This is a genomic window from Mycobacterium paraterrae (genome assembly GCF_022430545.2).
Taxonomy (GTDB): domain Bacteria; phylum Actinomycetota; class Actinomycetes; order Mycobacteriales; family Mycobacteriaceae; genus Mycobacterium; species Mycobacterium paraterrae.
Genome location: NZ_CP092488.2, coordinates 2868358 through 2893392 on the forward strand (window position 1 = coordinate 2868358; position 25035 = coordinate 2893392).

Annotated in this window: 26 protein-coding genes and 1 tRNA gene; 11 read left to right on the plus strand and 16 right to left on the minus strand. The window is 65.5% G+C overall.

Going from position 1 to position 25035, the window contains the following annotated elements; genetic code table 11:
* Window positions 1–30: 30 nt before the first annotated feature.
* Complete coding sequence (locus tag MKK62_RS13735) at window positions 31–1083, plus strand: LLM class flavin-dependent oxidoreductase (RefSeq protein ID WP_240260474.1); 1053 nt, start codon at window positions 31–33, stop codon at window positions 1081–1083.
* Here MKK62_RS13735 and menJ read toward each other — a convergent pair.
* Window positions 1076–2305, minus strand: coding sequence for a menaquinone reductase MenJ (gene menJ, locus MKK62_RS13740; RefSeq protein WP_240260472.1), 1230 nt, complete (start codon window positions 2303–2305; stop codon window positions 1076–1078). The genes MKK62_RS13735 and menJ overlap by 8 nt on opposite strands.
* 21 nt (window positions 2306–2326) lie before the next feature.
* Between menJ and grcC1 the strand changes: the two genes are divergently transcribed.
* The 3 genes from grcC1 (at window position 2327) to MKK62_RS13755 (ending at window position 4833) form a co-directional block, all read left to right on the plus strand.
* Window positions 2327–3334, plus strand: a complete 1008-nt coding sequence (gene grcC1, locus MKK62_RS13745; protein WP_240260464.1) for a nonaprenyl/(2E,6E)-farnesyl/geranylgeranyl diphosphat synthase — start codon at window positions 2327–2329, stop codon at window positions 3332–3334.
* A 68-nt stretch (window positions 3335–3402) separates the two neighbouring features.
* Window positions 3403–4266, plus strand: a complete 864-nt coding sequence (gene htpX / locus MKK62_RS13750; protein ID WP_240260462.1) for a zinc metalloprotease HtpX — start codon at window positions 3403–3405, stop codon at window positions 4264–4266.
* Window positions 4267–4497: 231 nt separating this feature from the next.
* On the plus strand, window positions 4498–4833 hold the full coding sequence (locus MKK62_RS13755; RefSeq protein WP_240260460.1) for a type II toxin-antitoxin system HicB family antitoxin: 336 nt from the start codon (window positions 4498–4500) through the stop codon (window positions 4831–4833).
* On the opposite strand, the gene MKK62_RS13760 is transcribed toward MKK62_RS13755, so the two are convergent.
* From MKK62_RS13760 to MKK62_RS13785, 6 genes are all read right to left on the minus strand, one after another.
* Window positions 4834–5856, minus strand: coding sequence for an NAD(P)H-dependent glycerol-3-phosphate dehydrogenase (locus MKK62_RS13760; RefSeq protein WP_240260458.1), 1023 nt, complete (start codon window positions 5854–5856; stop codon window positions 4834–4836).
* Between the two features lie 57 nt (window positions 5857–5913).
* Window positions 5914–6213, minus strand: coding sequence for a WXG100 family type VII secretion target (locus MKK62_RS13765; RefSeq protein ID WP_240260456.1), 300 nt, complete (start codon window positions 6211–6213; stop codon window positions 5914–5916).
* A 31-nt stretch (window positions 6214–6244) separates the two neighbouring features.
* Window positions 6245–6514: a hypothetical protein gene (locus tag MKK62_RS13770; protein ID WP_240260447.1), complete on the minus strand. Its 270-nt coding sequence runs from the start codon at window positions 6512–6514 to the stop codon at window positions 6245–6247.
* Between the two features lie 301 nt (window positions 6515–6815).
* Complete coding sequence (locus tag MKK62_RS13775; protein ID WP_491562393.1) at window positions 6816–8303, minus strand: hypothetical protein; 1488 nt, start codon at window positions 8301–8303, stop codon at window positions 6816–6818.
* A 52-nt stretch (window positions 8304–8355) separates the two neighbouring features.
* Entirely contained in the window at window positions 8356–9843 is a 1488-nt protein-coding gene (locus tag MKK62_RS13780; RefSeq protein ID WP_240260443.1) for a flavin-containing monooxygenase, read from the minus strand.
* A 69-nt stretch (window positions 9844–9912) separates the two neighbouring features.
* A complete protein-coding gene (locus MKK62_RS13785) occupies window positions 9913–10404 on the minus strand; it encodes a YajQ family cyclic di-GMP-binding protein (protein WP_240260441.1) in 492 nt (163 codons plus the stop codon).
* A 99-nt stretch (window positions 10405–10503) separates the two neighbouring features.
* Here MKK62_RS13785 and MKK62_RS13790 point away from each other — a divergent pair.
* Window positions 10504–10586 (plus strand) — tRNA-Tyr (locus tag MKK62_RS13790).
* 48 nt (window positions 10587–10634) lie between these two features.
* Here the strand turns inward: MKK62_RS13790 and MKK62_RS13795 are convergent.
* The gene (locus tag MKK62_RS13795) at window positions 10635–11336 is read right to left on the minus strand and encodes a TetR/AcrR family transcriptional regulator (RefSeq protein WP_240260439.1); all 702 of its coding nucleotides are present in this window, start codon (window positions 11334–11336) and stop codon (window positions 10635–10637) included.
* A 126-nt stretch (window positions 11337–11462) separates the two neighbouring features.
* On the opposite strand from MKK62_RS13795, the gene MKK62_RS13800 reads away from it, so the two are divergent.
* The gene (locus tag MKK62_RS13800; protein ID WP_240260437.1) at window positions 11463–12122 is read left to right on the plus strand and encodes a response regulator transcription factor; all 660 of its coding nucleotides are present in this window, start codon (window positions 11463–11465) and stop codon (window positions 12120–12122) included.
* Here the strand turns inward: MKK62_RS13800 and MKK62_RS13805 are convergent.
* From MKK62_RS13805 to MKK62_RS13815, 3 genes are read right to left on the minus strand one after another with little or no spacing between them, the layout of a single operon-like run.
* Window positions 12110–13459, minus strand: coding sequence for a sensor histidine kinase (locus MKK62_RS13805; protein WP_240260435.1), 1350 nt, complete (start codon window positions 13457–13459; stop codon window positions 12110–12112). The genes MKK62_RS13800 and MKK62_RS13805 overlap by 13 nt on opposite strands.
* The gene (locus MKK62_RS13810) at window positions 13441–13815 is read right to left on the minus strand and encodes a response regulator (protein ID WP_240260433.1); all 375 of its coding nucleotides are present in this window, start codon (window positions 13813–13815) and stop codon (window positions 13441–13443) included. The genes MKK62_RS13805 and MKK62_RS13810 overlap by 19 nt, the downstream gene beginning before the upstream one ends.
* A gap of 55 nt (window positions 13816–13870) precedes the next feature.
* Window positions 13871–14551, minus strand: a complete 681-nt coding sequence (locus tag MKK62_RS13815; RefSeq protein ID WP_240260431.1) for a response regulator transcription factor — start codon at window positions 14549–14551, stop codon at window positions 13871–13873.
* Between the two features lie 342 nt (window positions 14552–14893).
* On the opposite strand from MKK62_RS13815, the gene MKK62_RS13820 reads away from it, so the two are divergent.
* Window positions 14894–15187 carry a hypothetical protein gene (locus MKK62_RS13820; protein ID WP_240260429.1) on the plus strand — a complete coding sequence of 98 codons (294 nt, stop codon included), beginning with the start codon at window positions 14894–14896 and terminating at the stop codon, window positions 15185–15187.
* Window positions 15184–15342, plus strand: a complete 159-nt coding sequence (locus MKK62_RS13825; RefSeq protein ID WP_240260427.1) for a hypothetical protein — start codon at window positions 15184–15186, stop codon at window positions 15340–15342. The genes MKK62_RS13820 and MKK62_RS13825 overlap by 4 nt, the downstream gene beginning before the upstream one ends.
* 2 nt (window positions 15343–15344) lie before the next feature.
* Here the strand turns inward: MKK62_RS13825 and MKK62_RS13830 are convergent, their stop codons facing one another.
* The gene (locus MKK62_RS13830; protein ID WP_240260425.1) at window positions 15345–17171 is read right to left on the minus strand and encodes a glycoside hydrolase family 15 protein; all 1827 of its coding nucleotides are present in this window, start codon (window positions 17169–17171) and stop codon (window positions 15345–15347) included.
* A gap of 60 nt (window positions 17172–17231) precedes the next feature.
* Between MKK62_RS13830 and MKK62_RS13835 the strand changes: the two genes are divergently transcribed.
* Entirely contained in the window at window positions 17232–18185 is a 954-nt protein-coding gene (locus tag MKK62_RS13835) for an LLM class F420-dependent oxidoreductase (RefSeq protein ID WP_240260423.1), read from the plus strand.
* On the opposite strand, the gene MKK62_RS13840 is transcribed toward MKK62_RS13835, so the two are convergent.
* Complete coding sequence (locus MKK62_RS13840) at window positions 18182–18715, minus strand: hypothetical protein (protein ID WP_240260421.1); 534 nt, start codon at window positions 18713–18715, stop codon at window positions 18182–18184. The genes MKK62_RS13835 and MKK62_RS13840 overlap by 4 nt on opposite strands.
* 171 nt (window positions 18716–18886) lie before the next feature.
* Between MKK62_RS13840 and MKK62_RS13845 the strand changes: the two genes are divergently transcribed.
* Window positions 18887–21790: an aminotransferase class I/II-fold pyridoxal phosphate-dependent enzyme gene (locus tag MKK62_RS13845; protein ID WP_240260419.1), complete on the plus strand. Its 2904-nt coding sequence runs from the start codon at window positions 18887–18889 to the stop codon at window positions 21788–21790.
* Here the strand turns inward: MKK62_RS13845 and MKK62_RS13850 are convergent.
* Window positions 21787–22452, minus strand: a complete 666-nt coding sequence (locus MKK62_RS13850) for a nitroreductase family protein (protein WP_240260417.1) — start codon at window positions 22450–22452, stop codon at window positions 21787–21789. The genes MKK62_RS13845 and MKK62_RS13850 overlap by 4 nt on opposite strands.
* A gap of 29 nt (window positions 22453–22481) precedes the next feature.
* Between MKK62_RS13850 and MKK62_RS13855 the strand changes: the two genes are divergently transcribed.
* Entirely contained in the window at window positions 22482–23294 is an 813-nt protein-coding gene (locus MKK62_RS13855) for an MBL fold metallo-hydrolase (protein WP_240260415.1), read from the plus strand.
* A 78-nt stretch (window positions 23295–23372) separates the two neighbouring features.
* On the opposite strand, the gene MKK62_RS13860 is transcribed toward MKK62_RS13855, so the two are convergent.
* Window positions 23373–24422, minus strand: a complete 1050-nt coding sequence (locus MKK62_RS13860; RefSeq protein WP_240260413.1) for a phosphotransferase family protein — start codon at window positions 24420–24422, stop codon at window positions 23373–23375.
* A 49-nt stretch (window positions 24423–24471) separates the two neighbouring features.
* A complete protein-coding gene (locus tag MKK62_RS13865) occupies window positions 24472–25020 on the minus strand; it encodes a TetR/AcrR family transcriptional regulator (RefSeq protein ID WP_240264153.1) in 549 nt (182 codons plus the stop codon).
* Window positions 25021–25035: the final 15 nt, after the last annotated feature.

Genomic DNA, 25035 nt, shown 5'->3' on the forward strand with positions numbered 1-25035 from the left:
ATCCACCCTCGCGTGCCACCATCGGGTCCGGTGAGCCGTGAATTCCTTTGGTATATCCCGAATACTGTGCTGGCCGGACACCGGGGCGACGACACCGTCGACGGTTGGGGCAGCCTCGATTACTCGGTCGAGCTGGCGCTGCGAGCCGAGGCGAACGGCTTCGGCGGTGCGCTGATCGGCACCGGCTGGGGACGGCCGGACGCCTTTACGATCGCGACCGCCATCGCCGCACGCACCACCACCTTCGCCCCGCTGGTCGCCATCCGGCCCGGCTACTGGCACCCCGCGCATTTCGCCAGCGCCGCCGCCACCCTGGACCAGCTCAGCCGCGGGCGGCTCCTGGTGAACGTCGTGACCGGCGCCGACGACGTCCTGGCTTACGGCGACGTCGAACTCGACAAGTCGAGCCGCTACGAGCGGACCCGCGAATTCATGCAGCTGGTCCGCCGGCTCTGGCAAGAAGAAGACGTCAGCTTCGACGGTCAATACTTCTCCGTCGAGCATTCGACGTTGGAACCGCGTCCCGATGGTGACGGACCGAAGCTGTATTTCGGCGGCGCGTCGGCGGCGGCGGAGGAGGTCGCCGCCGAAGAGGCCGACGTGCAACTGTTTTGGGGCGAGCCGCTGGACGGCATCGCCGAACGCATCGAACGACTCAAGCTGCTGTCCGAAAAGCTCGGCCGCGAGCATGCACCGCTGGAGTACGGATTGCGGATCACCACGCTGGTCCGCGACACCTCCGAGGAGGCATGGCGCGACGCCGAAGCGAAGGTCGCCGAGCTGGCGGGTAAGCCATCGCTGTCGGCGCTGCACAATGCGGCCTCCGCGGAGGGGCAGCGACGGCTGACCGATCTCGCCGATCGCGGCGAAGTCCTCGACTCCTGCCTCTACACCGCGCCGAGCAGATATGGCGGTGAGGGCGCTGGCACCACGTGGCTGGTCGGCTCGGCCGCCGAAGTCGCGAGCGCCCTGCAAAAGTACCGGGATCTGGGCGTCAGCCAGTTCATCCTGTCCGACACCCCGTATTTGTCGGAGGTGTCGCGGATCGGCGAACAGGTCCTGCCGCTACTACGGGTCAGCTGAACGGCTTTCGCCGATCCAGCAGCCGGGAGATCCGGCCACCGCCGCGCCATGCGCGTGCGACCCAGTCGGCGTCCTCGTCGGTCACCAGGTTGCCCATCACCCGCACGGCGATGCCCATCAGCGTCGTCGAGCGCATCCCGATCGGTCCCGCAGCGGGCAGGAACCGCGGGAACGTCAACAACAATCCCAGCCGCCGCGCGACGGAAAACCCACGCGCGTAATGGGATTGGAGCTCGTGCGGCCATGCGCTCGACAGATCACCGGAGCCCAGCATATCCGCGGCCAGCCGTCCGGTCTCCAATCCGTAGTCGATGCCTTCGCCGTTGAGCGGATTCACACACGCCGCGGCGTCGCCGATCAGCATCCAGTTGCGGCCCGCGACACCGGATACCGCGCCGCCCATCGGCAGCAGCGCCGACGACATCGCGCGGGGCTGACCTTCGAAGCCCCACTCTTCGCGGCGCAGATCGGTGTAGTAGGACATCAGCGGCTTCAGCGCCAACTCGGCCGGCCGCTTGACCGTCGACAGCGCTCCGACCCCGATGTTCACTTCGCCGTTGCCCAGCGGGAAGATCCAGCCGTAGCCCGGCAACACCGCTCCGTCGGGTGAGCGAAGCTCCAAATGCGATGTGAGCCAGGGATCGTCGCTGCGCGCGGTGGCGAGGTAACCGCGGGCCGCTATGCCGTACACCGTCTCCTGATGCCAGCGCCGGCCCAGCACTCGTCCCAGCGTCGAACGGGCGCCGTCGGCAACGATCAGCTCGCGACAGGCGACCTGGCTGCCGTCCGACAGCGTCACCGCCGTCACCCGCGCCGACGAATCATGATTGACGCCAACGGCTTTGACACCGAGCCGCATCCGGGCACCGGACTCTTCGGCTACCTTGCGGATCCGGTCGTCCAGCTCGGTGCGGGCCACGGCGCTGCCGGTCGACGGAAACGACGGGCCCGGCCACTCGACTTCGACCTCGCCGCCAAACCCGCTCATCCTCAAGCCCCGATGCCGGATCCGCGCGTCCAGCCATTCGCCGAGGCCCAGTCTTTCCAGCTCGGCGACCGCCCGCGGTGTCAGCCCGTCGCCGCAGGCTTTGTCGCGGGGAAAGTTGGCCGCGTCGATCACCAGCACGTCGCGACCGGCTCGGGCCGCCCAGGCGGCAGCCGCCGACCCGGCCGGTCCGGCGCCCACGACCACCACTTCGGCTCTGGAGGCATGGGGGTCCATGCTGACCAGTATGTTGGTCGGGTGAGGACTCCGGCGACAGTGGTAGCGGGGGTGGATTTCGGGGACGCCGATTTCGCCACCAGCGTGCGCGATGGGGTGGCGCGTATCGAGCAACTCATGGAAACCGAACTCCGTGGGTCAGACGACCTGATGACGGACGCGGTGCTGCACCTTTTCGAGGCGGGCGGCAAACGATTTCGGCCCCTGTTCGCGGTGCTGTCCGCACAACTGGGTCCCGATCCGGACTCCGACGACGTGACGACCGCCGGGGCCGTCATCGAGCTCGTGCATCTGGCCACGCTGTACCACGACGACGTGATGGACGAGGCGCAGGTCCGTCGCGGCGCACCCAGCGCCAACCTGCGGTGGAACAACAACGTGGCGATCCTGGCCGGCGACTACCTGTTCGCCACAGCGTCCCGGCTGGTCTCGCGGCTGGGGCCGGACGCCGTGCGGATCATCGCCGAGACGTTCGCTCAGCTGGTGACCGGTCAGATGCGCGAAACCAAGGGCGCGGCCGACAACGCCGACCCGGTCGCGCACTACCTCAAGGTGATTCACGAGAAGACGGCGTGCCTGATCGGCGCCGCGGGCCGGTTCGGGGCGATGTTCTCCGGCGCCGACGACGATCAGATCGAGCGGCTGAGCCGACTCGGCGACCTGGTCGGCACCGCGTTCCAGATCTCCGACGACATCATCGACATCGACAGCGACCCCGACGAGTCCGGCAAGTTGCCGGGGACTGATTTGCGTGAGGGCGTGCACACCTTGCCGGTGCTCTACGCGCTGCACGACGGCGGACCCGACGCCGACCGGCTTCGCGAGCTGCTGGCCGGACCGATCGACGACGATGCGGCGCTGGCCGAGGCGCTCGGCTTGCTGCGCGCTTCGCCGGGCATGGCTAAGGCCAAGGAGACGGTCGCCGGATACGCCACGCAGGCCCGTGAGCTACTGGACGCGCTGCCCGCGGGCCCCGGGCGCACGGCGCTCGCCACGCTGGTCGACTACACGATTCACCGACACGGCTAGCGGGCGGAACTCTCCCGCGGCTGCTCGTCGTTAAATGGGAGAACCTGGATGGTCGTAGGAGGATTTTGATGACCTGGCATCCGCATCACAACACGGCGAAGACGTTCGCGTTGCTGGTTGGCATGTCGGCACTGATTGTGTTCGTGGGCAGCTTGTTCGGCAGGGGCGTGATGTTCGTCGCGGTCCTGTTTGCCGTCGGCATGAACCTCTACACCTACTTCAACAGCGACAAGCTGGCGCTGCGTGCGATGCACGCCCAGCCGGTGTCAGAGGTGCAGGAGCCGGTGATCTACCGGATCGTGCGCGAGCTGGCCACCGCCGCCCACCAGCCGATGCCCCGGCTGTACATCAGTGACACCGCCGCGCCCAACGCGTTCGCCACCGGGCGCAACCCGCGTAACGCCGCGGTGTGCTGCACCACCGGCATTCTGAATATTCTCGACGAGCGCGAGCTGCGTGCCGTGCTCGGTCATGAGCTGTCGCACGTCTACAACCGCGACATCCTGATCTCGTGTGTGGCCGGCGCGTTGGCGTCGGTGATCAGCGCGTTGGCCAACATGGCGTTCATTTTCGGGTCGATGAGCGGTAACGATCGGGAGGGCGGCAATCCGTTTGCGCTGCTGCTGGTTTCGTTGCTGGGTCCGGTAGCGGCGACGGTGGTCAAGCTGGCCGTGTCGCGGTCGCGTGAGTATCAGGCCGACGAGTCGGGTGCGATCCTGACCGGCGACCCGTTGGCGCTGGCGTCGGCGCTGCGCAAGATCTCCGGTGGCGTGCAAGCCGCACCGCTGCCGCCCGAGCCGCAGCTGGCCGCGCAGGCGCACCTGATGATCGCCAGCCCGTTTCGCGCCGGCGAGAAGATCGGGGCGTTGTTTTCGACGCACCCGCCGATCGCCGACCGCATCCGCCGTCTGGAACAAATGGCCGGGCATTAGTCGCATCCGCTGTCGCGAACTGGTCGCCGGACGTTCGTCACGTCCGCCTCATCTGTCCCGTCAGCTGGGGCGTAATGCTTTTTCGTTTTCGACTCGTATGCGATACCACTGCCCGCCGGTGATATCGCATACGAGTCGTTTTTCACAAAGCATTGTGCCTTCGCTTTTGGGCCCCTCGGGCTTTCCACAGGCTGACTCGTGAGACGGCCGCGCCGGTGGTATCACCATCCGATGAACCGCTACACCTACCGCGCCGAATGGTGTTCTGAATTCGGCGAATACATCGGGCGATGCCTCGAACTGCCGTGGCTGTCGCAGCGTGCTTCGACGGTCATCGAAGCGATCGCCGGCATCGAACGCGACGTCGACGAATACCTCGCCGAACATGACGGAGAGGGCCCACCGCCGCTCACCGACCGAAAATTCAGCGGCCAGTTCCTGGTGCGGACATCGCCGATGCTGCATTCGCGACTCACTGTCGAAGCCGCTGAGCAGAACGTGTCGCTGAACCAGTGGGTCGTGCAGAAGCTGGCGGGCCGCTCGCCCATCAGTTTGCTCGACCTGTGACTAAAACCCGGCGCCGTGGACCTCGTGACCGGGCGTCTCCGCGGCCAGCCCGCGATAGGCGTCCTCGACGGTGGCGCCGTGGTTGACCACTCCGTCGACCTCGCGGGCGATCGGCATGTTCAGCCCGTATTTGTCGGCGAATTCCATGATCACGCTCGCGGCCTTGACGCCCTCGGCGACCTGGTTCATCGACGAGATGATCTCGTCGATGGTCTTGCCCGAGCCCAGCTGCTCGCCGACGTGCCGGTTACGGCTGCGTTGGCTGGTGCAGGTGACGATCAGATCGCCCATCCCGGCCAGGCCCGCAAACGTGTCCCGCTGCCCGCCCATTGCCTCGCCCAGCTTGGACATCTCGCGCACCGAGCGCGCGATCACCATCGCTCGGGTGTTCTCGCCGATGCCGAGCGAGTAGCCCATTCCAACCGCGATCGCGTACACGTTCTTCAGCGCGCCGGCCATTTCGACGCCCAGCACGTCGTCGATCGTGTACACCCGAAAACGCTTGGTGCGGAACAGTTGAGCGAGTTGCGCGGCCAGATGCTGGTCGGGCATCGCCAGTACGGCCGCGGCGGCGTAGCCCTCGGCGACCTCGCGGGCGATGTTGGGCCCCGCCAGGATGCCGGCCGGGTGGCCCGGCAGCACCTCGTCGACGATCTGCGACATCCGCATGTTGGTGCCCTGCTCGAGACCCTTGACCAGCGACACCACCGGCACCCACGGCCGCAGTTCGGTTGCCAGCTCGGTCAGCACCCCGCGGAATCCGTGAGACGGCACTCCCATCACCACGACGTCGGCGCACTGTGCGGCTTCGGCGAAGTCGGTGGTGGCGCGCAGACTTTCGGACAGGACGTGATCCTCACCAAGGTATTTGGTGTTGCGGTTGTTTTCGTTGATGTCCTTGGCGGTTTCCTCCGAGCGCACCCACTGCAGCGTCGGCCCGCGGCGCGCGCAGATCGATGCGACGGTGGTACCCCAGGAGCCGCCCCCCAGAACGACGACGTTCGGTTCGCGCGTAGCTGCCATGTGGCTCAGCGTATTGCGGTCGCGTGATCTTTACCGGCGGTTGGCCAGAAGTTGTTACTAGGAGTCGATCAAAGAATGCAGTTGGCTCGCGTGCCTGGTCTCCATCGCTGCGAACGTCCGACCGCAGGCGGAAAACTGATCGGCGTGATCGCCGATTTGGGTCACCAGCGCCGTCGAATTCTCGCTCCATTGCGGCGTGCGGCGAGCCAGAGCTTGTGCCGAGCGGCCCGTCCAGCCGCCTTGTGCGGCCGCGATCCGATTGTCGGCGGACAAGTGCGAAGTCGCCAGGTCTTCGCCGTGACCGGTGATTTGAGCGACGGACGTGACGAGGTGTTCGAGGTTGACCCGCAATGTCATGACGATTTCTTACCAAGCCCGCAAACGGCTGTCACTTCACCACGAACAGCCCGATCAACCCCGCTTCGGTGAGCCGAACCGCAAAGGAGGCCAACCATCCCGCTGCCCAGGCCACGAGCGCGCACGGAACGACCATCCGAAACCTTCTGAACGGCAGCGAACACACCACCGCCAGACCCCAAGCCGCCGCGGTCACCCATCCGGGCGACGATCCGGCGATCAATGCTCCCATCACCGCGACGAGGGGCGACCAGGCTGAAAAGCGTGGCGCCGATTGAGCGACTTCGCGATCAGCTCTCATCAAGCTGCTCCGAGCATGGTGGTTTGGAGCAAGACGAGGAGCGCGAGAAGCAAGGCGGCGCTGAACGAGATGGCCACGGCCCGCACCCACGCGCGCGGTACGAGCGCACAGGCGGCGCCCAATATTGCGAGCGCACCCGTGCGGACAGCTTCTTCACTCTGCGTCGAATGCGCCAGTCCGGCAGCGCTGACACCGAGCCAGACGCCGTAGGCGATCGCGCTGGCAATCGGTATGAGAAATGTTGCCAGCGCCCAGTATTGCGGTGACAGCCTGATCGGTTTAATGGCAACGACGCTTTCTGTCAGGACGGCGGAGCGGGCATAGGCGGTGGCGTGGGGACCGGCAACGGTGGTGCGGCCACGGGCGGTGCAGGAGGAGGCGGCACCGGGACCGTGTACACCTGTGGTGGATTAGCGGCCGAACCCAGCGTTGTCAACGGTAACGGCTGGGTGGGTATGAGGCGGGGCGCCGAAGGAGGTAATCCGTCTGGCATTTGTGGAGTCCACGGCTGAGGCAAATTCGGCAGGGACGCCCCAACATCGTTGTGGCCGAGCGGAAGAGTAAGCGGGCCAAGCTGGTTCGTGGTCACCTGCTGGTTGAACAGTTGAGTTATGGTGCCGTCGGGCTTGAACTGATACGCCTCCGTGCTCGGGTACGGCGTGATGCTCCCACCAACGGCCACATTGCCGCCTCCGGTGGGCACGATATTCATCGTGCCGTTGACATTCACAAACGGTTTCGCAATCCCTGGCTCAAACGGATCCGCGGCCTGGTAGCCAATCATCAACGCCCCGTTGTCGCCTTGGAGCGCATTGACGATGGGCTTGCCGGCGCCGGCGTCCTTCCCGTCGGTGGACAGCGTGGGATTCTGCCGAGCGACGATAATGCCGTGGTCCATGTCCACATAGAGGCTGACCCGCGAGGCTTCCGATGGCGCGAACGGGGATGGCCCCCGGTTGTCACCGACCATGTGCGGATTGGCCCGGTCGTTGAATTCGAAGTTCTGGACTTCCGCGCCGGGTATGTACATGTTCTGCCGATACACACCTGCACCGGGAATCGGATTGAACTTTCCGACGACGACATTGGATTCGTACCCACGATATCTCGGGTCGTAGGTATGGGGGTCCAGCGCCTCGGCCATCCGCCAATCGTTGGCAGACAACGGGTCTCGGCCGTAAACCTGGCGGAACGCATCCCGGCGATTCTTTTCCTGGTTGGCATCGATGGTGACTTGTTCGGGTGTCAGGCCATCGGTACCAACCCGATCGATGGTTGGCGTTCCGTGAGGGATCGGAATGTCGCCGTCAGCCATGTCGATAGCCTGCGCTAATTCCTCGTCCACGATGGTCGCCTCGCCCAGAATCGCGTCGAGCTGAGGCTGAAATTGGGCAAGCTTCTCCGCGAGCATGTGAGCGCTGCCGGTGAATGCCGAGCTGGCTACGACCTTGTTGGACACGGGGTCGATTGTCAGCCCGGCGGATACCAGCGCATCGCGAAGCGTTTGCAGTCGCGCCTTCACTGCTTCGATGCCATCCGCGGCCCGGTCGGCGGCCATCGCTACGGCCAGCGCTTCGCGCCCGTCCTTGTCGAGGTCTTTCCGGGTCTGCTCGACGGAGTTTTTGGCCGCATCGGCCGCCGCGCCTCCCCAACTCTGAAAAGCAGGCAGTCTCGCCAGGCCATCGCGTGCGAGTTCGTTGGCCTCATGGCGACTACGCGCGGCATGGAAAACCTCGCGCACATCGGTGGGCTGCCATCGGTCGATGTCTGCAACCGACAGACCAGTCACGGCACTGAGCTTTTCACGGATCTGCCTGCCCTGTCACTTCACCCGTGTGGAGTCACCCGGTAAGTGCCGACTTCTCCGTGACCCTCCCGAACACCATTGCCTCGGTGATCCGATCGAAGCGATAGTCGATCGCGTCGGCGAAGTAGTTCTGCCGGACGTTCCACGGCCGCTTGATGCCCGACTTCGGCAGCGCGTGCGGAGCGCGCAGCACATAGCCGGCCTGGATGTCCCACGCCGGCTTCTCTGGCATTGGTTCGCCGGCGAGGTGTGGGTAGGCGTGGGTGTAGCCGTGAGAGGCCATGTGATGCAACAGCTTTGCCGTCGCACGGGCGGTCATGTCGGCGCGCAGCGTCCACGAAGCGTTGGTGTACCCGACGCACCAGAACAGATTCGGCACGTCTTCGAGCATGTGAGCCTTGTAGACGAATCGGTCCTGCGGCTTGACCTCGCCGCCGTCCATCGACACCGTCACCCCGCCGAGCGCCTGCAGTTGCAGGCCGGTCGCGGTGACGATCACGTCGGCGTCGAGATGCTTACCGGACTTCAGCGTGATTCCGGTGGCATCGAAATGGTCGATGTGATCGGTCACCACCTCGGCCCGGCCGTCACCGATCGCGACGTACAGGTCGGCGTCGGGTATCAGGCACAGCCGCTGGTCCCATGGGTTGTAGCGCGGTTTGAAGTGCGTGTCGACGTCGTAGCCCTTGGGCAGGTAGTGCAGCGCGATCTGACGGATCCACCACTTGACGAACCCCGGCGTGGTGCGGGCCAGAAACCAGATCACGCCTTCCAGCAATGCATTGCTCTGCCGCGCGTAGGAATGAGAAAGCTTGCGCGGCAGAATCTTTCGTACGAAGTTCGTCGACGGACTGCTTTTGGCCGCCGAGAACAGGTAGGTGGGGGAGCGCTGCAGCATGGTGACCTTGGCGGCCTGCTGGGCCAGCGACGGAATCAGCGACATCGCGGTTGCGCCGCTGCCGATCACGACGATCTTCTTGCCGCGGTAGTCCAAGTCCTGCGGCCAATGCTGTGGATGTATTTTCGCGCCCTCGAATTCGTCGAAGCCGGGAAAGTCAGGGGTGTAGCCCTCGTCGTAGTTGTAGTAGCCGGACCCGAAGAACACGAAGCGGCCGCGATAGGTCTTCTCCGTGCCGTCATGCTCGGCGGTGACGGTCCAGGTGTCGGTCGAGGAGTCCCAGTCCGCGGAGCGCACCCGGTTGTTGAACCGGATGTGCTGATCGATGCCATATTTGTGCGCGGTCTTTTCCAGGTACTCCCGGATGTCGACGCCGTCGGCCACCCTCGCCGCTTTGGTCCACGGCTCCCACGGGAAGCAAAGGGTGAAGATGCTGCTGTCGGACCGCACGCCCGGGTAGCGGAACAAGTCCCAGGTGCCGCCGATCCGCTCGCGGCGCTCCAGGATGACGTACCGGGTCCCCGGGTTGCGCTCGGTGATGCGGTAGGCCGCACCCAACCCCGAGATGCCCGCGCCGATGATGACGACGTCGACCTCGGTTACCTCAGATGGCGTCACAGTCATCGGTGCCCCTCACGTCCGCTGTTAACTAGGTCACCAGAGTAGGCACCCACCGGTTGATTGGGCGAGGGCCTACCGGTAGTTGACGAACTGCAAGGCCACTTCCAGGTCGGCCTTCTTCAGCAGTGCTTGCACGGCCTGCAGGTCGTCGCGGCTCTTGCTGGTCACCCGAACCTCTTCGCCCTGGATCTGCGTCTTGACGCTCTTGGGTCCTTCGTCACGGATCAGCTTGGTGATCTTCTTGGCGTTCTCGCTGGTGATCCCCTCTTTCAGGGTTCCGGTGACCTTGTAGGTTTTGCCGGAGGCCTGCGGCTCGCCGGCGTCGAACGCCTTGAGGCTGATGTCGCGGCGGATCAGCTTTTCCTTGAAGACGTCGACGGCTGCCTTGACCCGTTCCTCGGTGGAGCTCGTCAGCTCGATCGCCTCTTCGCCCTTCCAGGCGATCTTGGTGTCGGTGCCGCGGAAGTCGAATCGGGTGCTGAGTTCCTTCGCGGCCTGGTTGAGGGCGTTGTCGACCTCCTGCCGGTCAAGCTTGCTCACGACGTCGAACGATGAATCCGCCATCGGGTACGTCTCCTTCCATCGGTGTGGGCCGGTTGTGCGGTGTTGGCCGTTTGTTATCGGAGTACATCTTCGTTGTAGGCTAGCTACCCGTAATACACCGGCAGATTGCCCGAGCGGCCAATGGGAGCGGACTGTAAATCCGTCGGCTAACGCCTACCCAGGTTCGAATCCTGGATCTGCCACTCAGAGGTACGAGCCCGCAGCATCGAGATGCTGCGGGCTCGTCCGTCTCACGGGTTCTTCGGGGCGATCGGCTCGTGGGGATCGACCACGAGCCCGGCCTTCACGACCGCCGTGTTCAGCAGCGACCACATCCATTCGGCGAGTTGGTCGGTGAATTCCTTGCGCGGCAGCGGCTTCGGGTCGTTCAGCCAGTGGGTGACTGAGGATTCCACGAAGCCGACCGCGCCGATGCTCAGCGGCACGGCGGGGCGTTCGTCGATGCCGAGGGTGCGGTAGTACGTTGCGATCACCTCGCAGAGATTCGCCGCCACCGTGCGGTTGACGTCGTGGATGGCGGCGACAGCGTGCGCGTCATCGCTGAGCGGGTGGTGGGTCAGATACTCGTAGAGGTTCGGGTGCTCGATGCGCCACCGGACGTGCATCGTCACGGTGGCCCTGACCAGCTGCATCGGGCTGACGGGCCGGTCCCAGACCAGCGTCTGCTTGGCGGTGAGCATGTCGCTGGCCCGCCGCGCGATGCTGTGGTGCAGGTCGGCGGCTCCGTCGAAATACCGGTAGAGCTTGGTGCGGGTCACCCCGACGTGTTCGGCGACCTGCTCTGTCGATGCGCCCGGCCCGTAGAGGGCAATCGCCTCTAACGCGGCCTCGATGAATTCTTCGCGGCGCTTCTCGCGCTGCCCCTCCCAACGGGCCGCCCGCCCGTCGACCACCCGTGTTCCGGATGACATTTCCTGCCCCCTGAATGTCATGCTTTACATGGTACGTACTGTCCCGCTAATCTAGCTACTGGTACGTCACGTACCAGTCAACTTCAGCAGGGAGGTTGGCTATGGTTCCTGCGCGTTTACACGCGCCATCGGATGGTGGTCGCACACATGATTGGCACCGTTCCCCTGGTCGTTATCGATGACCACCCGATCGTCCACACCGGTGTGGTGCGGTGGGCTGCCGAGGCGGCTATTCCGACCGGAATCGTGCCGGCCTACCGCTCAGTGGCGGAGTTTCTCCACGAGCACCCGCGTGACCCCAGCGTCACGGAGGTGATCGTCTACGACCCTGAATGCGGCGAGCAGCGGCCGGATTTCGCCGGCCTCGAGCAACTGTCCAAGCTGCGGCATCGCGTCATCGCCTACTCGCAGCTCGCCTCGACTGAGATCATTCTCAAGTGCCTGGACGCCGGAGCCACTAGCTACATCGTGAAATCGGAAGCACCGCAACATCTTATCGATGCCATCACGGCGGCCCAGCACGGCAAGGCATCCTGCGGCCCACGCGCCGCCGCGGCGGTGCGAGCCGCACGACAACACGGCCGCCCGGACCTCACCGCGCAGGAGCGGCGCGTCCTTATCGAGTGGCTACTCACCGACAACAAGGAGTCGGTGAGCCACAAGCTGCACATCGCACCCAGCACGGTGCGGACCCATCTGCAGCGAATCCGAAAGCGCTACAGCGAAATCAATCGCTCAGCCCCGTCGAAAGCGGCGTTGTTCGCCCGCGCCGTGCAAGACGGCCTGATCAGCGTTTACGAGGTGTGAGCGGCGACTCTGCGTTGAGGCTGAAGCGAATCCTGTTGCGCCGCAGTCGCTACGACAGCGGTGATGCGGGTCCCGTGTCCCGGCGCGGTGTCGATCAGCAGCTGACCGCCGATCGCCGAGATCCGGTCCCGCATGTTGGTTAGCCCGGTGCCGATGGTGGCCGGCTCGAATCCCGGGCCGGTGTCGCTGATGGTCAACGTCAACAACTCTGGCTTCGCGCGTGCGGCGATGGTGACTGTGACGTCTGGGCCGCCGTGTTTGGCGGCGTTCTGCAGCGCTTCGCTGCAACAGAAATACAGCGCGGCTTCGATCGAACCCGGGTAGCGCCCCAGGTCGTGCAGCTCGAGGTGGATCGGGATGGCGGAGTGCGCGGCCACCGCCGACAGCGCCTGAGGCAAACCCCCGCTGACCAGCGACGGCGGGTAGATGCCGTGGGCGAGCCGGCGGATCTCGGCGATCGCGTTGTCCAGCAACCCGCTCGCTTCGGTCAACAGCGGACGGTGCGCGTCACCCTCGGCGTTGCGGGCAAGCTGGATCAGCACCGCCAACGCGACGAGGTGTTGCTGGGCCCCGTCGTGCAGGTCGCGTTCGAGGCGGCGCCGTTCCTCGTCGGCGGCGGTCACCAGCCGGCCGCGCGACGCCTCGACTTCGGCCGCGCGTTCGGCGAGCAGCTGCTCCGACACCGCAAGCGCCGCGGCGTTGTTCCACGCGATCACCAGGATGTGAAAGGCGTTCACCGGCAGCGCAATCAGAATGAACGCGTGGTCGATCCAGCGCGGCACCTGGCCGCTGGCCGACTGTGAGAGATGCTGGAAGCGGGCCACCGCGGCCAGTGCCAGCACGCAGCCCGCGGTGATCACCGCGAACGTCAAGCCACGTTGCCAGCGGATGTAGGGCTGAGCGAAGACGACGGGGACCAGGGCGAGGAGCACCATCGCCGGCAATAGGTTCGGCGCGATGAATGTGATGAGCAGCGCGGCGATCCAGTTGCCGATGCAGGCCAACGTGATCGAGGACTGGTGGCGTCCGCGCCGCGCCAACGGCAGCGCCACCGCCAGCACGACACATTGCATTCCGCAGATCGCGATGAGGGCGAGAAACCATGCCGATCGCAACACGTACACGTACTCCCACAGCGGGAGCACCACGCCGGCGCCGAAGTACAGGGCCAGGTGGCCGGCGAGGAAGAGTTGGAAGCGTTCGACCATGAAGCGATTGATCAGGTCGTGGCCGAGCACCGACGACGACCGCACCGCCGCCAGCAGCAGCACCTTCGGCACCTGCCAGTAGGGCACCGATTCGGCTGCGGCGGTGGCTTTCACCGGGTTGTTCGCCATATCCGGGTCAGTAGTTCGGGGCTGAGGTCTTCCTTGTGCAGGTAGGCCGCCGCACCGCAGTCCGCGACCTCCGCAGGAAGGTCTTCGACGTCGTAGGTTGACGTCAACAGCACGATCAGTTCGGGATGTGCGGCGCGGATCTGCCGGGTGGCTTCGATGCCACCCATTCCCGGCATGTGGATGTCCATCACCACGATGCCGGCGCTTCCGCCGGGGATGAGTGCGATCGCCGATTCGCCGTTTTCGCAGATACCGGCCATCGTGAAACCGTCGGTGGCGGCGACTGTCGCGGCGGTGGCGAGCCGAAAACTGGTCTGGTCGTCGACGACCCACACCGGCACTCCCTTGTCCACCACCTACGGATAATGCGGCGCCGATCCGCTGCTCGCCAGGGTGTACACACCACTGTTCTCATGACTGGTGGACCGAGTTGTTGTCGCCGAGAAACATCAGCACCGCCCTGACCCGCCGGTCGACCGAGTCGTCGCCGGTCAGGCCCAGTTTGGCGAAGATCGAGTTGATGTGTTTCTCGACCGCCCGCTGGGTCAGGACGAGCCGCTGTGCCACCGTGCGATTGCTGAGCCCGGTGGCCAGTTCGGCCAGCACTTCGCGTTCACGGGGCGTCAGCCGGCTCAGCGTCGCGACCGAACTGGGCCGGGCAAGTAGTGCCTCGACCACCAGCGGATCGAGTACCGTCCCGCCCGCGGCAACCTCGTGGACCGCCTCGCTGAGCTGGTCGAAATTCGATACGCGCTCCTTGAGCAGGTAGCCCCGCGCGGCGGTGCCGCCGTCCAGCAGCCCCGCGACGTAACCGGGATCCGCGTACTGCGACAGCACGATCACACCGATCTCGGGATGTGCCGAGCGCATCCACCGGGCCAGCCGAATGCCCTCGTCGGTTGATGTCGGCGGCATTCGCACATCGGTGAAAAGCAGTGTCGGACGGTGCTTGTCGATGAGTTCGACCGCGGAGTCGTAATCCTCGGCGACGCCAATGACATTCACATCTGAGTCAGTGGACAACGCGCGGTGAACGCTGTCGCGCACCAAGAGGCTGTCTTCGGCGATGACGACCGAAATTGGACTACTCATTGTTGCCCTTTCCCGATTCTCACGGTACGCAACCCATATCGCCTGGTGAAGCGGTTGATCATGATTGCCCAAACTATCCGTGGATGTGGCGCGGGCGGCTAGAGTAGCCGACTACTTATGTTTTGCGGCGCGCACTTCGACGCGTACTGAACGCACATAATTACTGAACTATCGGGCGCGGCAACGACTTCGACGGCACTCGATCACCAGGGCGAAAACCGGGGGGTACACACCACCGCATAAGTGGTGCGTGCTTTCTGTTCGCCAGCTCCTCCTCGGATGAGACTCGATGTTCATCCCAGCGGGTTCGCCACCAGCGGACCACACCCACGAGGAGGCGAAATGTCCGACACAACAGCGATATCAGCGCCGACGAGCGATGTCGCCCACACCACGGCCCAGACCCCGCCGAAGCCCAGTGCGCCGAATCAGGCACCCGTGCTGATCACCGAGCAGGAGGTGCTGTTCGGAACCCGGTCGGCGCTGTCGGGGAGGTTGTCGATGCCCCGCCGGCTGTTCGCTGCGGTACGCAGCACCGCCAGCTCGTGGCATCTGCCGCCGCCGCGTCAGCACTACCCCAGCGACATGGGGTACCTGGAGCAGTCCCGGATGGCCCGCGAAATGGACCGGCTGTGACCAACTTCGACCACCCCCCGGCGGACTCGCCCCGGCTCGACGCTCTGTTGCACGCGCTCGGGGCGAGTCTGCGCCGCGACTTCGACCACACGACGGCGACGGACTCCCCGGCACCGAATGCCGAACTGCTCATCCCTTATCTGCCGCCGATGTGAGCTCACCGCTGCCTGTCGGCGGTCAGGTCGAGTGCCGCGCCGATCAGCGCCAAATGGCTCAGTCCTTGGGGAAGATTGCCGAGGAACGAGCCGTCGTCGGGATCGATCATCTCGGCGAACAACCCGACGTCGTTGGCGTGGTTGACCAGCTCGTCCATCAGTTCCCGCGCCTCGTCGGTGCGCCCCACATGGTGCAGCGCCGAAACCGCCCAGAATGCGCAGGCTACAAACGCGCCTTCCCGCTCCTCGTCGCGTGCCCCACTGTAGCGGTAAAGCAATGAGCCGCAACCTAGTTCGCGGCGCAGTGCGTCGACGGTGGATGACATGCGCGGGCCGGTGTCGAAGCCGCTGCCGGCGTGCAACAGCAACGAGGCATCCAGTTTGCCGCTGCCCGGATACCACTCGTAGGCGCCGAGCGCATCCGACCAGCAGTGCCGGTGAACCCAGTCGGCGATGCGCTCGGCTTCACTCGCCCACCGGGACGGGTCGCCGGGGATCTGGCCTTCCTCGGCGAGGTGGACCGCGCAGCGCAGCGCGTGCCAGCAGCCGATCTTGGAGCTGGTGTAGTGCTCGCGTTGGGGTAACTCCCAGATGCCGGCGTCGCGCTGGCGCCAGGCATCGCACGCCTGGTCGGCGTAGGCGGCCAGCAAGTGCCCGGTCTCGGTGTCCAAGGCCCGTCCGCTGTCGACGTAGAGACGGACGGTGTCGAACAGGTCCGCGAAGATGCTGAGTTGCAGTTGTCCGTCGGCGCGGTTTCCGGTCACCACCGGGCCGATGTGTCGCCAGCCAGGGATGTCGAAGGTCTGCGGCTCGTCGGGGCTCGACCCGTCCAGACGGTAGAAGACGCCGACTTCGGGTCCGTGCCTGCGCACGGTGCGCAGCAGCCAGCTGACGGCGGCGTGCGTCTCCTCGCGTAGGCCGAACCGCAGCAGCGCCGACACGGTGTAGGCGGTGTCGCGAATCCAGGCGTATCGGTAGTCCCAATTCTTCGCGCTCGAAAAGCGTTCCGGCAGTGAGGTTGTCGCGGCCGCTGCGATCGCTCCGGTGGGGCTGAAAATCAGCAGCTTCAACGCCAGCGCGCTGCGCCGCACCGCGTCCTGCCAATCGTCGGTGTAGTCGAACTGAGCCGACCAAGCCTCCCACGCGTCGATCGTGCGATCGACCCCGTGGTCGACGTCCTGGGCCGTCGACAACATCAACGGCTCGGCTTTCGAGCCGACCACGCCGATGACGCGGCGCTGCCCGGCATGAATGGTGAATGTCCCGCAGATCGCTTGGTCGGTCAGGTCGGTGTCAAGTTCGTCTGACACGCACACTCCCAGGGTCACGGATTGCGCCCGAAAGACCATGCCGTGCGGCGTCTTTCGTGCCCATGGCGACGACGTGTCGAAGCAAGTCCCGGGTGCCACCCGCCATGTCATCTGCACCGAGCCCTCGACGCCGTCGATGCGGCGGGCCAGTTCGCTCCACGGCAGCCGGCCGGCGATGCCGACATTGAGAGCGTCGGTGACGGTGACCTTTCCGGAGTCGGTGATGAAGGTGGTCTGCAGAACGTTCGTCCCGTAGATGTAGCGACGCTCGGAGCGGAAGTCGGCGATGGGCGCGAGTTCGAGTCGGCCACCGTTGATCTCGTCGAGCATCGCCGCGAACACCGGAATGTCGTCCAAACCCGGCAGCGGCAGCCAGTCGATGGCACCGTCCTGCGCGACGAGCGCCACCGTGCGGCCGTCGCCGATGGCGGCGTAGCTGCGCAGCGGAACGAAACCCTCGTGCCGGTACGGCGATGCGCTGGACGAGGTGATCGAGGGATCGAGCTCGGGAGCCGACAAGAAAGTTACCTTCGGTTAGCGGACGTTCAGTTGGTAGGCCTAAGCGGGTACCCGGATGCCATGCCAAAAATCGGATACTTTCTTTCGTGCGAGCAATTCGGGCCAGTGGAACTCGTCGAGCAGGCCAAACGTGCCGAGGCCGCCGGCTTCGAAGCGCTGTGGATCTCTGACCACTTCCACCCATGGAACGACGCGCAGGGCCAGAGCCCGTTCGTCTGGGGCGTGATCGGCGCGCTGTCACAGGTGACGTCGCTGCCGGTCACCACCGCGGTGACATGCCCGACGATCCGGATCCACCCGGCGATCATCGCGCAGGCGGCCGCGACAGCGGCGGTGCAACTCGGTGGACGCTTCGTGCTCGGGGTCGGCAGCGGGGAGGCCCTCAACGAGCATGTACTGGGGGACCCGTGGCCGTCGGTTGGTGTCCGTCAGGAAATGCTCGAAGAGTCCATCGACGTCATCCGAAAACTGCACAAGGGCGAAGAGATCAGCTATCACGGCAAGCACTATGAGGTGCAGGAAGCCCGCATCTACACCCTCCCGGAAAAGCCGGTGCCGATCTACGTATCCGGGTTCGGGCCGCAGGGAGCTGCACTGGCCGGTCGCATCGGAGACGGCTTCTGCACGACCTCACCCGACGAGGAATTACTCAAGGCGTTCCGCGACAACGGCGGAGGCGACAAGCCGACTCAGGCCGGCACGAAGGTCAGCTGGGACCGCGACGCCGACGCGGGATTGAAGGAAGCGCATCGGTTGTGGGCCAACGAGAGTCTGCCGGGCCAGCTGGCGCAGATCCTGCCCCGTCCCAAGGACTTTGAAGCCGCGTCGACCCTGGTGCCACCCGACAAGGTCGCCGAGTCGGTGACGTGTGGCGACGACTCGGACAAGCACGCGGCGCAACTGCGTCAGTATCTCGACGCCGGGATCGACGAGGTCTACGTCCAGCAGATCGGGCCCGACCTGGAGGGCTTCTTCTCGGCCTACGAGAAAGAGGTCCTTCCGCAGCTGCGCTAGCTGTGTTGCGCGGTGCGTTGGGTCAGGAAGGCCAATGCCTCTGGCGGAAACAGTTGCAGCGGAAGCGCTGTCGCGCTCACCCCGTAGCGGGTCCGGATCAGCACCGCCAACCCGGCGACGTGTGGCGGCAGCAGAGCCGCATAGTCGATCACCAGCGTGCTGGCCGGAGTGACGATCAGCAGTTCGTTGGCGCCGAAACCCGTCGCCCATACCGATCCCGGCGTCATGAGTGCTTCTTGGGCTTTGCTTCGTTGACGCAGCAGCAGCACGAAGATGACCGGAAAGGCGATGTCGACCACCAACCACGTCGCGTTGTGGGTCGGGTCCAGGACGACCGAGCAAACCAGCAGCGCGAGCGACAGCCCCCACAGCGCCGCCAGCCACCGCATGCTGGCGGTTTTGATCACCGTGGTGCGATACAGCCGCCGCCCGTCTCCCGGCCCGGCGACCCAGACGTGGTGGACCGGCGGCAACGGCCGTTGCGGCACCGGCGAGGGTCCCGAGCCAGCCACGAATTCGGGCACCGACATGGCATTCCTTCCCGCTGCGGATTAGTGCGAAGGCCGGAACTGTAGCCGGACGGGCTGGCTTCCGGTGCGGCGTCGGCATCATACGACGGTCGCCCAGAGTTTGTTCAACAGCCACCATCGAGCGGGCTGTGTCTGCGAACCTTGACACGTCGTACTCCGAGAGGGCCGGTCATGACAGAACACTTGCGCGCTTACAACAGCCTGTGGCAGGTCCGCAGCGACTCCTGGTGCCGGTTGGAGGAGGCCGCCGACCGGCTGACGCGCCCGGACACTGCGGGTGAGCTCAAGGAGAAGTGCATCGCGTCCTGCCAGGAATTACTGAGCCGCCTGAGCTCGCTGGAGCCGTATTGGGCTTATCCCGGCTCGCCGCAATTCGCGCGCGTGCAAAGGCTTTTCACCGCCGGCAGCTATGACAAGTTCTGCCAGCTGGTCGCGCAGATCAACCGGGCCCTGAGCCAGGAGTCGTATCGCACCGGCGATGTCGAGAATGCCGGTGCCGACGAGCTGGACATGTTTCCGTCCGATCCGCGGCAACTCGAAGGCCAGACCGAGGCCGAGCGTGATCGCCCCTATTTCGAGGTGCTGGTCGTCGAGAAGATGACTGAGGCGCAGGAACGCGCACTGCGCAACGAGGTTCGCAAGTGGCGGCGCCCCGACGACGAGTTCGTCTACGAGCTGGTCGTGGTGCCCAGCGGTGACGAGGCGCTGATCGCGGCGCGGCTCAACGTCAACCTGCAGGCCGTGGTGATTCGGCGGCGCTTCTCGGCGAAGTCGACCCGCGATCTGTCGTCGCTGTCGGAATTCGTCGACACCGGGCTGTCCAACGACCTCGCCGATCACTATTCGCCGGAAGAGCGTGCGCAGATCCTCGCCACCTCGCTGGCCAAGCTGCGCCCGGAACTCGACCTCTACCTGATGACCGAGATCGAAGTCGAGGACATCGCGGGCCGGCTCGGCCAGTACTTCCGCCGGGTATTCCACGCTCGCGAAGGCATGCTCGAGCTGCACCTGTCGATCCTGCAGGGCGTCGCGGCGCGTTACCGCACCCCGTTCTTCAGCGCTCTCAAGCAGTACAGTCACCGGCCGACCGGGGTCTTCCACGCGCTGCCGATCTCGCAGGGCAAGTCGATCGTCAACTCGCACTGGATCAAAGACATGGTCGGCTTCTACGGGCTGGAAGTGTTCATGGCCGAGACCTCGGCGACCTGCGGCGGTCTGGACTCCCTGCTGGAGCCCACCGGCCCGCTGCGCGAATCCCAGCAGCTCGCCGCGAAAGCCTATGGCTCACGGCACACCTATTTCGTCACCAACGGCACGTCGACGGCCAACAAGATCATCACCCAGGCGGTGGTGGCCCCCGGCGACATCGTGCTGCTGGACCGCAACTGCCACCAATCGCACCACTACGGCATGATGATGGCCGGCGCGAATGTCGTTTATCTCGAGGCATACCCGCTCAACGACTACTCGATGTACGGCGCGGTACCGCTGCGCGAGATCAAGTCAAAGCTGTTGGCGCTCAAGCAAGCCGGCAAGCTCGAGCGCGTCAAGATGATGTCGCTGACCAACTGCACCTTCGACGGCATCGTCTATGACGTCGAGCGGGTGATGGAGGAGTGCCTCGCGATCAAGCCGGACCTGGTGTTCCTGTGGGACGAGGCGTGGTTTGCGTTCGCCCGGTTCCACCCGGTGTACCGCACCCGCACCGCGATGGCCGGCGCCGCGGCCGTGCGCGAGCGGCTGCAAAGTCCGGAATACAAGGCCGAATACGAGAAGTACCTGGCCGCCGAGACCGCCGAAAACCCCAGCGACGACGACCTTCTCAACCGTCGACTCAAGCCCGACCCGGCGCGCGCTCGGGTGCGGGTGTACGCCTCGCAGTCGACGCATAAGACGCTGACCTCGCTGCGGCAAGGCTCGATGATCCACGTCTACGACCAGGACTTCGACCAGAAGGTCGCGGTGCCGTTCCACGAGGCCTACATGGCGCACACCTCGACCTCGCCCAACTACCAGATCCTGGCATCGCTGGACCTGGGGCGTCGTCAGGTGGCGCTGGAGGGTGCGGAGCTGGTGCAGCGCCAGATCGAGAACGCGATGCAGCTGCGCGACGCGATCGACAACCACCCACTGCTCAGCAAGTACATGAACACCCTCGGCACAGCGCATCTCATCCCCAGCGAGTTCCGCCCGACGGCCATCGACCAGCCACTGCGCTCCGGATTGCGCAACATGATGGCCGCCTGGCACGACGACGAGTTCGTGCTCGACCCGTCACGAATCACGTTGTCCATCGGGCGGACTGGTTACGACGGGGACACGTTCAAGCGTGAGCAGTTGATGGACCGCTACGGCATTCAGATCAACAAGACGTCGCGCAACAGCGTGCTGTTCATGACGAACATCGGCACCACCCGCAGCTCGGTGGCGTTCTTGGTGGAGGTGTTGGTCAGCATCGCCGCCGAGCTCGACCAGTCCATCTCCGAGATGAGCCTGGGTGAGCGGGAGCACTTCGAGCAGGCGGTGTGGGGACTCACCGAGCGTCCGGTGCCGCTGTGCAACTTCAGCGGATTCCACGAGGCGTTCCGGGACCACAGCGGATCGGAACCGACACCCGAGGGCGATGTCCGTCGCGCGTTCTACCTGTCCTACGACGACAGCAATGGCGAATATCTCAACGGCGACCAGATCGACGAAAAGCTAGACGCCGGAATCGATGTCGTGTCGGCGACCTACGTGACGCCGTACCCGCCCGGCTTCCCGGTGCTCGTGCCCGGTCAGGTGTTCAGCCGTGAAATCCTGCAATTCATGCGCGACCTCGACACCAAGGAGATCCACGGCTACGAACCGAAGTTCGGCTACCGGGTGTACACCGAGAAGGCCATCGAGGGAGTAGCCGCCGCGGCAGGCGTGCCGACCAACGGCCACGCCCACGACACCGCCAAGACCGCTTCGAAGAAGAAGTCCACCAAGCGTTCCGGTAACGGCAACGGAAACGGCCACGACGTGCCCGAAGTCGGCCAAGACGAACTGCTCGGCCAGCAGCAACCCGGGGATGCGCTCACCGCGGACTAGGCCTCGAACGGCTCGCCGTCGAAGCGTTCCCGGGTGGCCAACTCGGCGACGCTGACCCGCCGCAGTTTGGTCAGCTGTTTGGTCGGCTTGCCCAACGGCACGAACGCGGCGAGCGCGTAAGTGTCTGGGATACCGAGTAATTCGCGTACGCGCGGCTCCTCGGCCACCGGCATGGTCGATATCGTGCCGCCGAAGCCCTCGTTGCGGGCGGCCAGCAGGATGTTCCACACCAACGGGTAGACCGAGCCGCCGCTGATCACGCCGATCCGGTCCAGGTGCTGATCCATCGCGGCGACCACCTCCAGGTTGACGCAGACGGCCAGCACGACCGCGGCCTCGAGGAACGGGGCGGTGAACTGCGCCGGCACGTCGGTCGCCGCGATCTGCTCGGCGCTGGGACCGGGTTCGTGCAAGGGGTTCCAAGGACTTTCGCCGTTGGCAATCTGCGCGGTGTACCGGCGCGCGCCTGTCATCGACAGCTCGGCGAGCCGTTGCCGGGTTGCGTGTTCACGGATCACGATCACGTGGGCGCCCTGGCGGTTGCCGCCGCTGGGGGAGAAGCGGGCATTGTCGAGGATTCGCTCCAGCACGTCGTCGGGCAGCGGGTCGTCGGTGTAGCTGCGCGCGGCGAATGTGGTCCGCATGACGTCATAGATATCCACCACCCCATAGTGCGCCTACAGTCCTTGGCGTGAGCACTCGCGTAGACGCCCGACGGCGTGACGTCGCATTCAGCGTCCTCGGCGGTCCGACGACGGTCGTCGATCTCGGCGGCCGCCGGTTCCTGATCGACCCCACGTTCGACGAGCCCGGCCCGCACGACTACCTCAAGAAGATCGTCGGTCCGGCGGTGCCGTCCGACGCGCTGGGGCCGGTCGATGTGGTGTTGATCAGCCACGACAACCATCCCGACAACTTCGACGACGAGGGCCGCCGAGTGGCGCTGGCCGCGCCGCTGGTGTTGACGAATCCGGGCGCCGCTGGGCGGCTTGGTCGGGTGGCCGTCGGCCTCACGCCGTTCGAAACCTATGAGCTGCCCGCGGAGGGCGCTGTCAAAGCGATATCGGTGCAAGCGGTTCCGGCCGTGCACGGTCCCGCCGACGGGGTGCGCGACGCCGCCGGCCACGTCAACTGCGAGGTGACGGGATTCGTGTTGTCGGGGGAGGGTCTGCCGACGGTGTATCTCAGCGGCGACAACGCGTCGGTGGCGGCGGTCCGCGAGATCGCCGAACGGGTCGGCCACGTCGACGTCGCGGTGATTTTCGCGGGAGCGGCGCGGGTTGCGTCGAAGGAGCGGGGCCGGCCGTTGACGCTGACCGGTCAGCGGGCTGCCGCCGCAGCCGAGGTGCTGGGCGCCCGCTTGGTCATTCCCGCCCACGTCGACGGGTGGGCGCATTTCAGCGAGGGCGTCGGCGAAGTCGGCGTCGCGTTCGACGAGGCGGGTCTGCTCGATCGTCTCGCGGTCGCTCCCTATGGCGAATGGATTGTGCCGCCCTGGCTGTAGATCAGCTGCGGCCCGAATAGCCAGTTATTGCAACAGTTTTCGACGAATCGCGTGTCGTAATTGGCCACTCGGCACGGTTTACCCGCGCACGGCCGCAATCGTCCAGGCCGGCAGGATCGGCGCCCGGGTGAGGAAATGATCGCCCTGCCCGATGCTGCGCAGTAGCGCCTGGGTCCGCATGATGCAACAACCCATCCGCGTCATCGCGAAGACCTCGTACCAGTCGAGCGCGACCAGTTCCCGGCCGATCATCTCCTCGAAGCGGCGGATCACCTGCGCGCGACTGTCGAACCCGGGCAGCTCGGGATCGGCGTCAATCCCATTGACTTCCAACATCTGTCGACGGGTGGCCAGCCACCACGCGAAGTCGGTCTCGGCGGGGCACAGGCAGGCCTGCTCCCAGTCCAGGACGCCGACGATCTGCCCGTCGTCGCCGAAGATCGCGTTGGACAGCCGAGCGTCATTCCAGCACACGGCGTTGTGTCCGGTCTCCTCGGGCTGGTGGCGATACAGCCAGTCGAACGCCTCGGCCATCACGTCGGGAATCTGGTTGTCGGTGCCCCAGGCCGCGTACTCCCGCCACCACGCCAGCTCCGCGGAAACGCCTGCGCCGCTGGGCCGATGAAGCCACGTCGCTTCGTCGACCGGTACCCGCTGCAGCGCCGCGAGCGTTTCCACGAACGCGTCGTGAACGCGGCGCTGCACCTGTGCGCCCGCATCGTGTAACCAGCCGCGCGTCGCGTACGTGGTGTCGGACGGGGTGTGCCCGACGATGCGCGGCATCACCAGGAACTTGGAGTCGATCCACGACTCGTCGGGCTCGTAGACGATCGGCGACGGTGTCGCGATCCCATGCTGGTGCAGAAACTCTTGGGTCCGGGTCTGCGCCTCGAGGTCGTAGTCGGGGTAGATGCCGCCGCCGGCGGGCGGGATGCGCAGCACGTAATCGCCGGCTTGGCCATCCACTTCGGCGGTGAACACCAGGCTCTCGCTCGACCAGCCGGCCGCCCGGTTCGCCGTCTTGAGCTCGGACACCGTCGCCTCGCCGCCGAACCGGTGGCCGAACCACGTCTCCAGCCGGGCCCTGGTGTCCGCTAGGTCGCGTTGTACGAGCGCGATTCCCGCCATGCCAGACAGATTTACATATGACGGTCCGGATGTAAATAACGCCTATCCTCTAGGCGGGCAGACCTGCGCGGCTCAGGCCGGCGGCGTGGCGCAACTCGGCGAGGAATTCGCTCGGGGAGTTGTCGGCGATCACGTAGTGGCACATGGCGATCCGTACTACCGCCGAGGCCGCGACATGCGCGTGCTCGCCGCCGATGATGCGGGCGATGCGATCGCGCATGATCGGCAACACCCGCTTCATCTGCTGCAGAACATGTTCCGGCTCGACCTCGGCCAGCGAGCCCAACGAGTAGCCGTTCTGGAAGTCCACTACGAATCGCAGTGCGGCGTCGAGCCGATCGGCCCCGCTCAGACCCGCGATCGCGGTGGCGATGCCGGCATCGAAGTTGTCCTGCTCGTACAGCCCGAACGCCTCGAGTAGCCCCTCCTTCGAGCCGAAGTAGCGATACAACGTGGGCCGCGACACCTTGGCCTGCGCTGCCACGTCCGACAGCTGCAACCGCCGGCGACCATCCCGGGCCAGCACCACGAACGTGGCGGCAAGAATCCGTCGCCGAGTGGACTGCTCGGCGTCGGCGGCGTGCGCGGAGGCCACCATCGCGTCCTTTACATC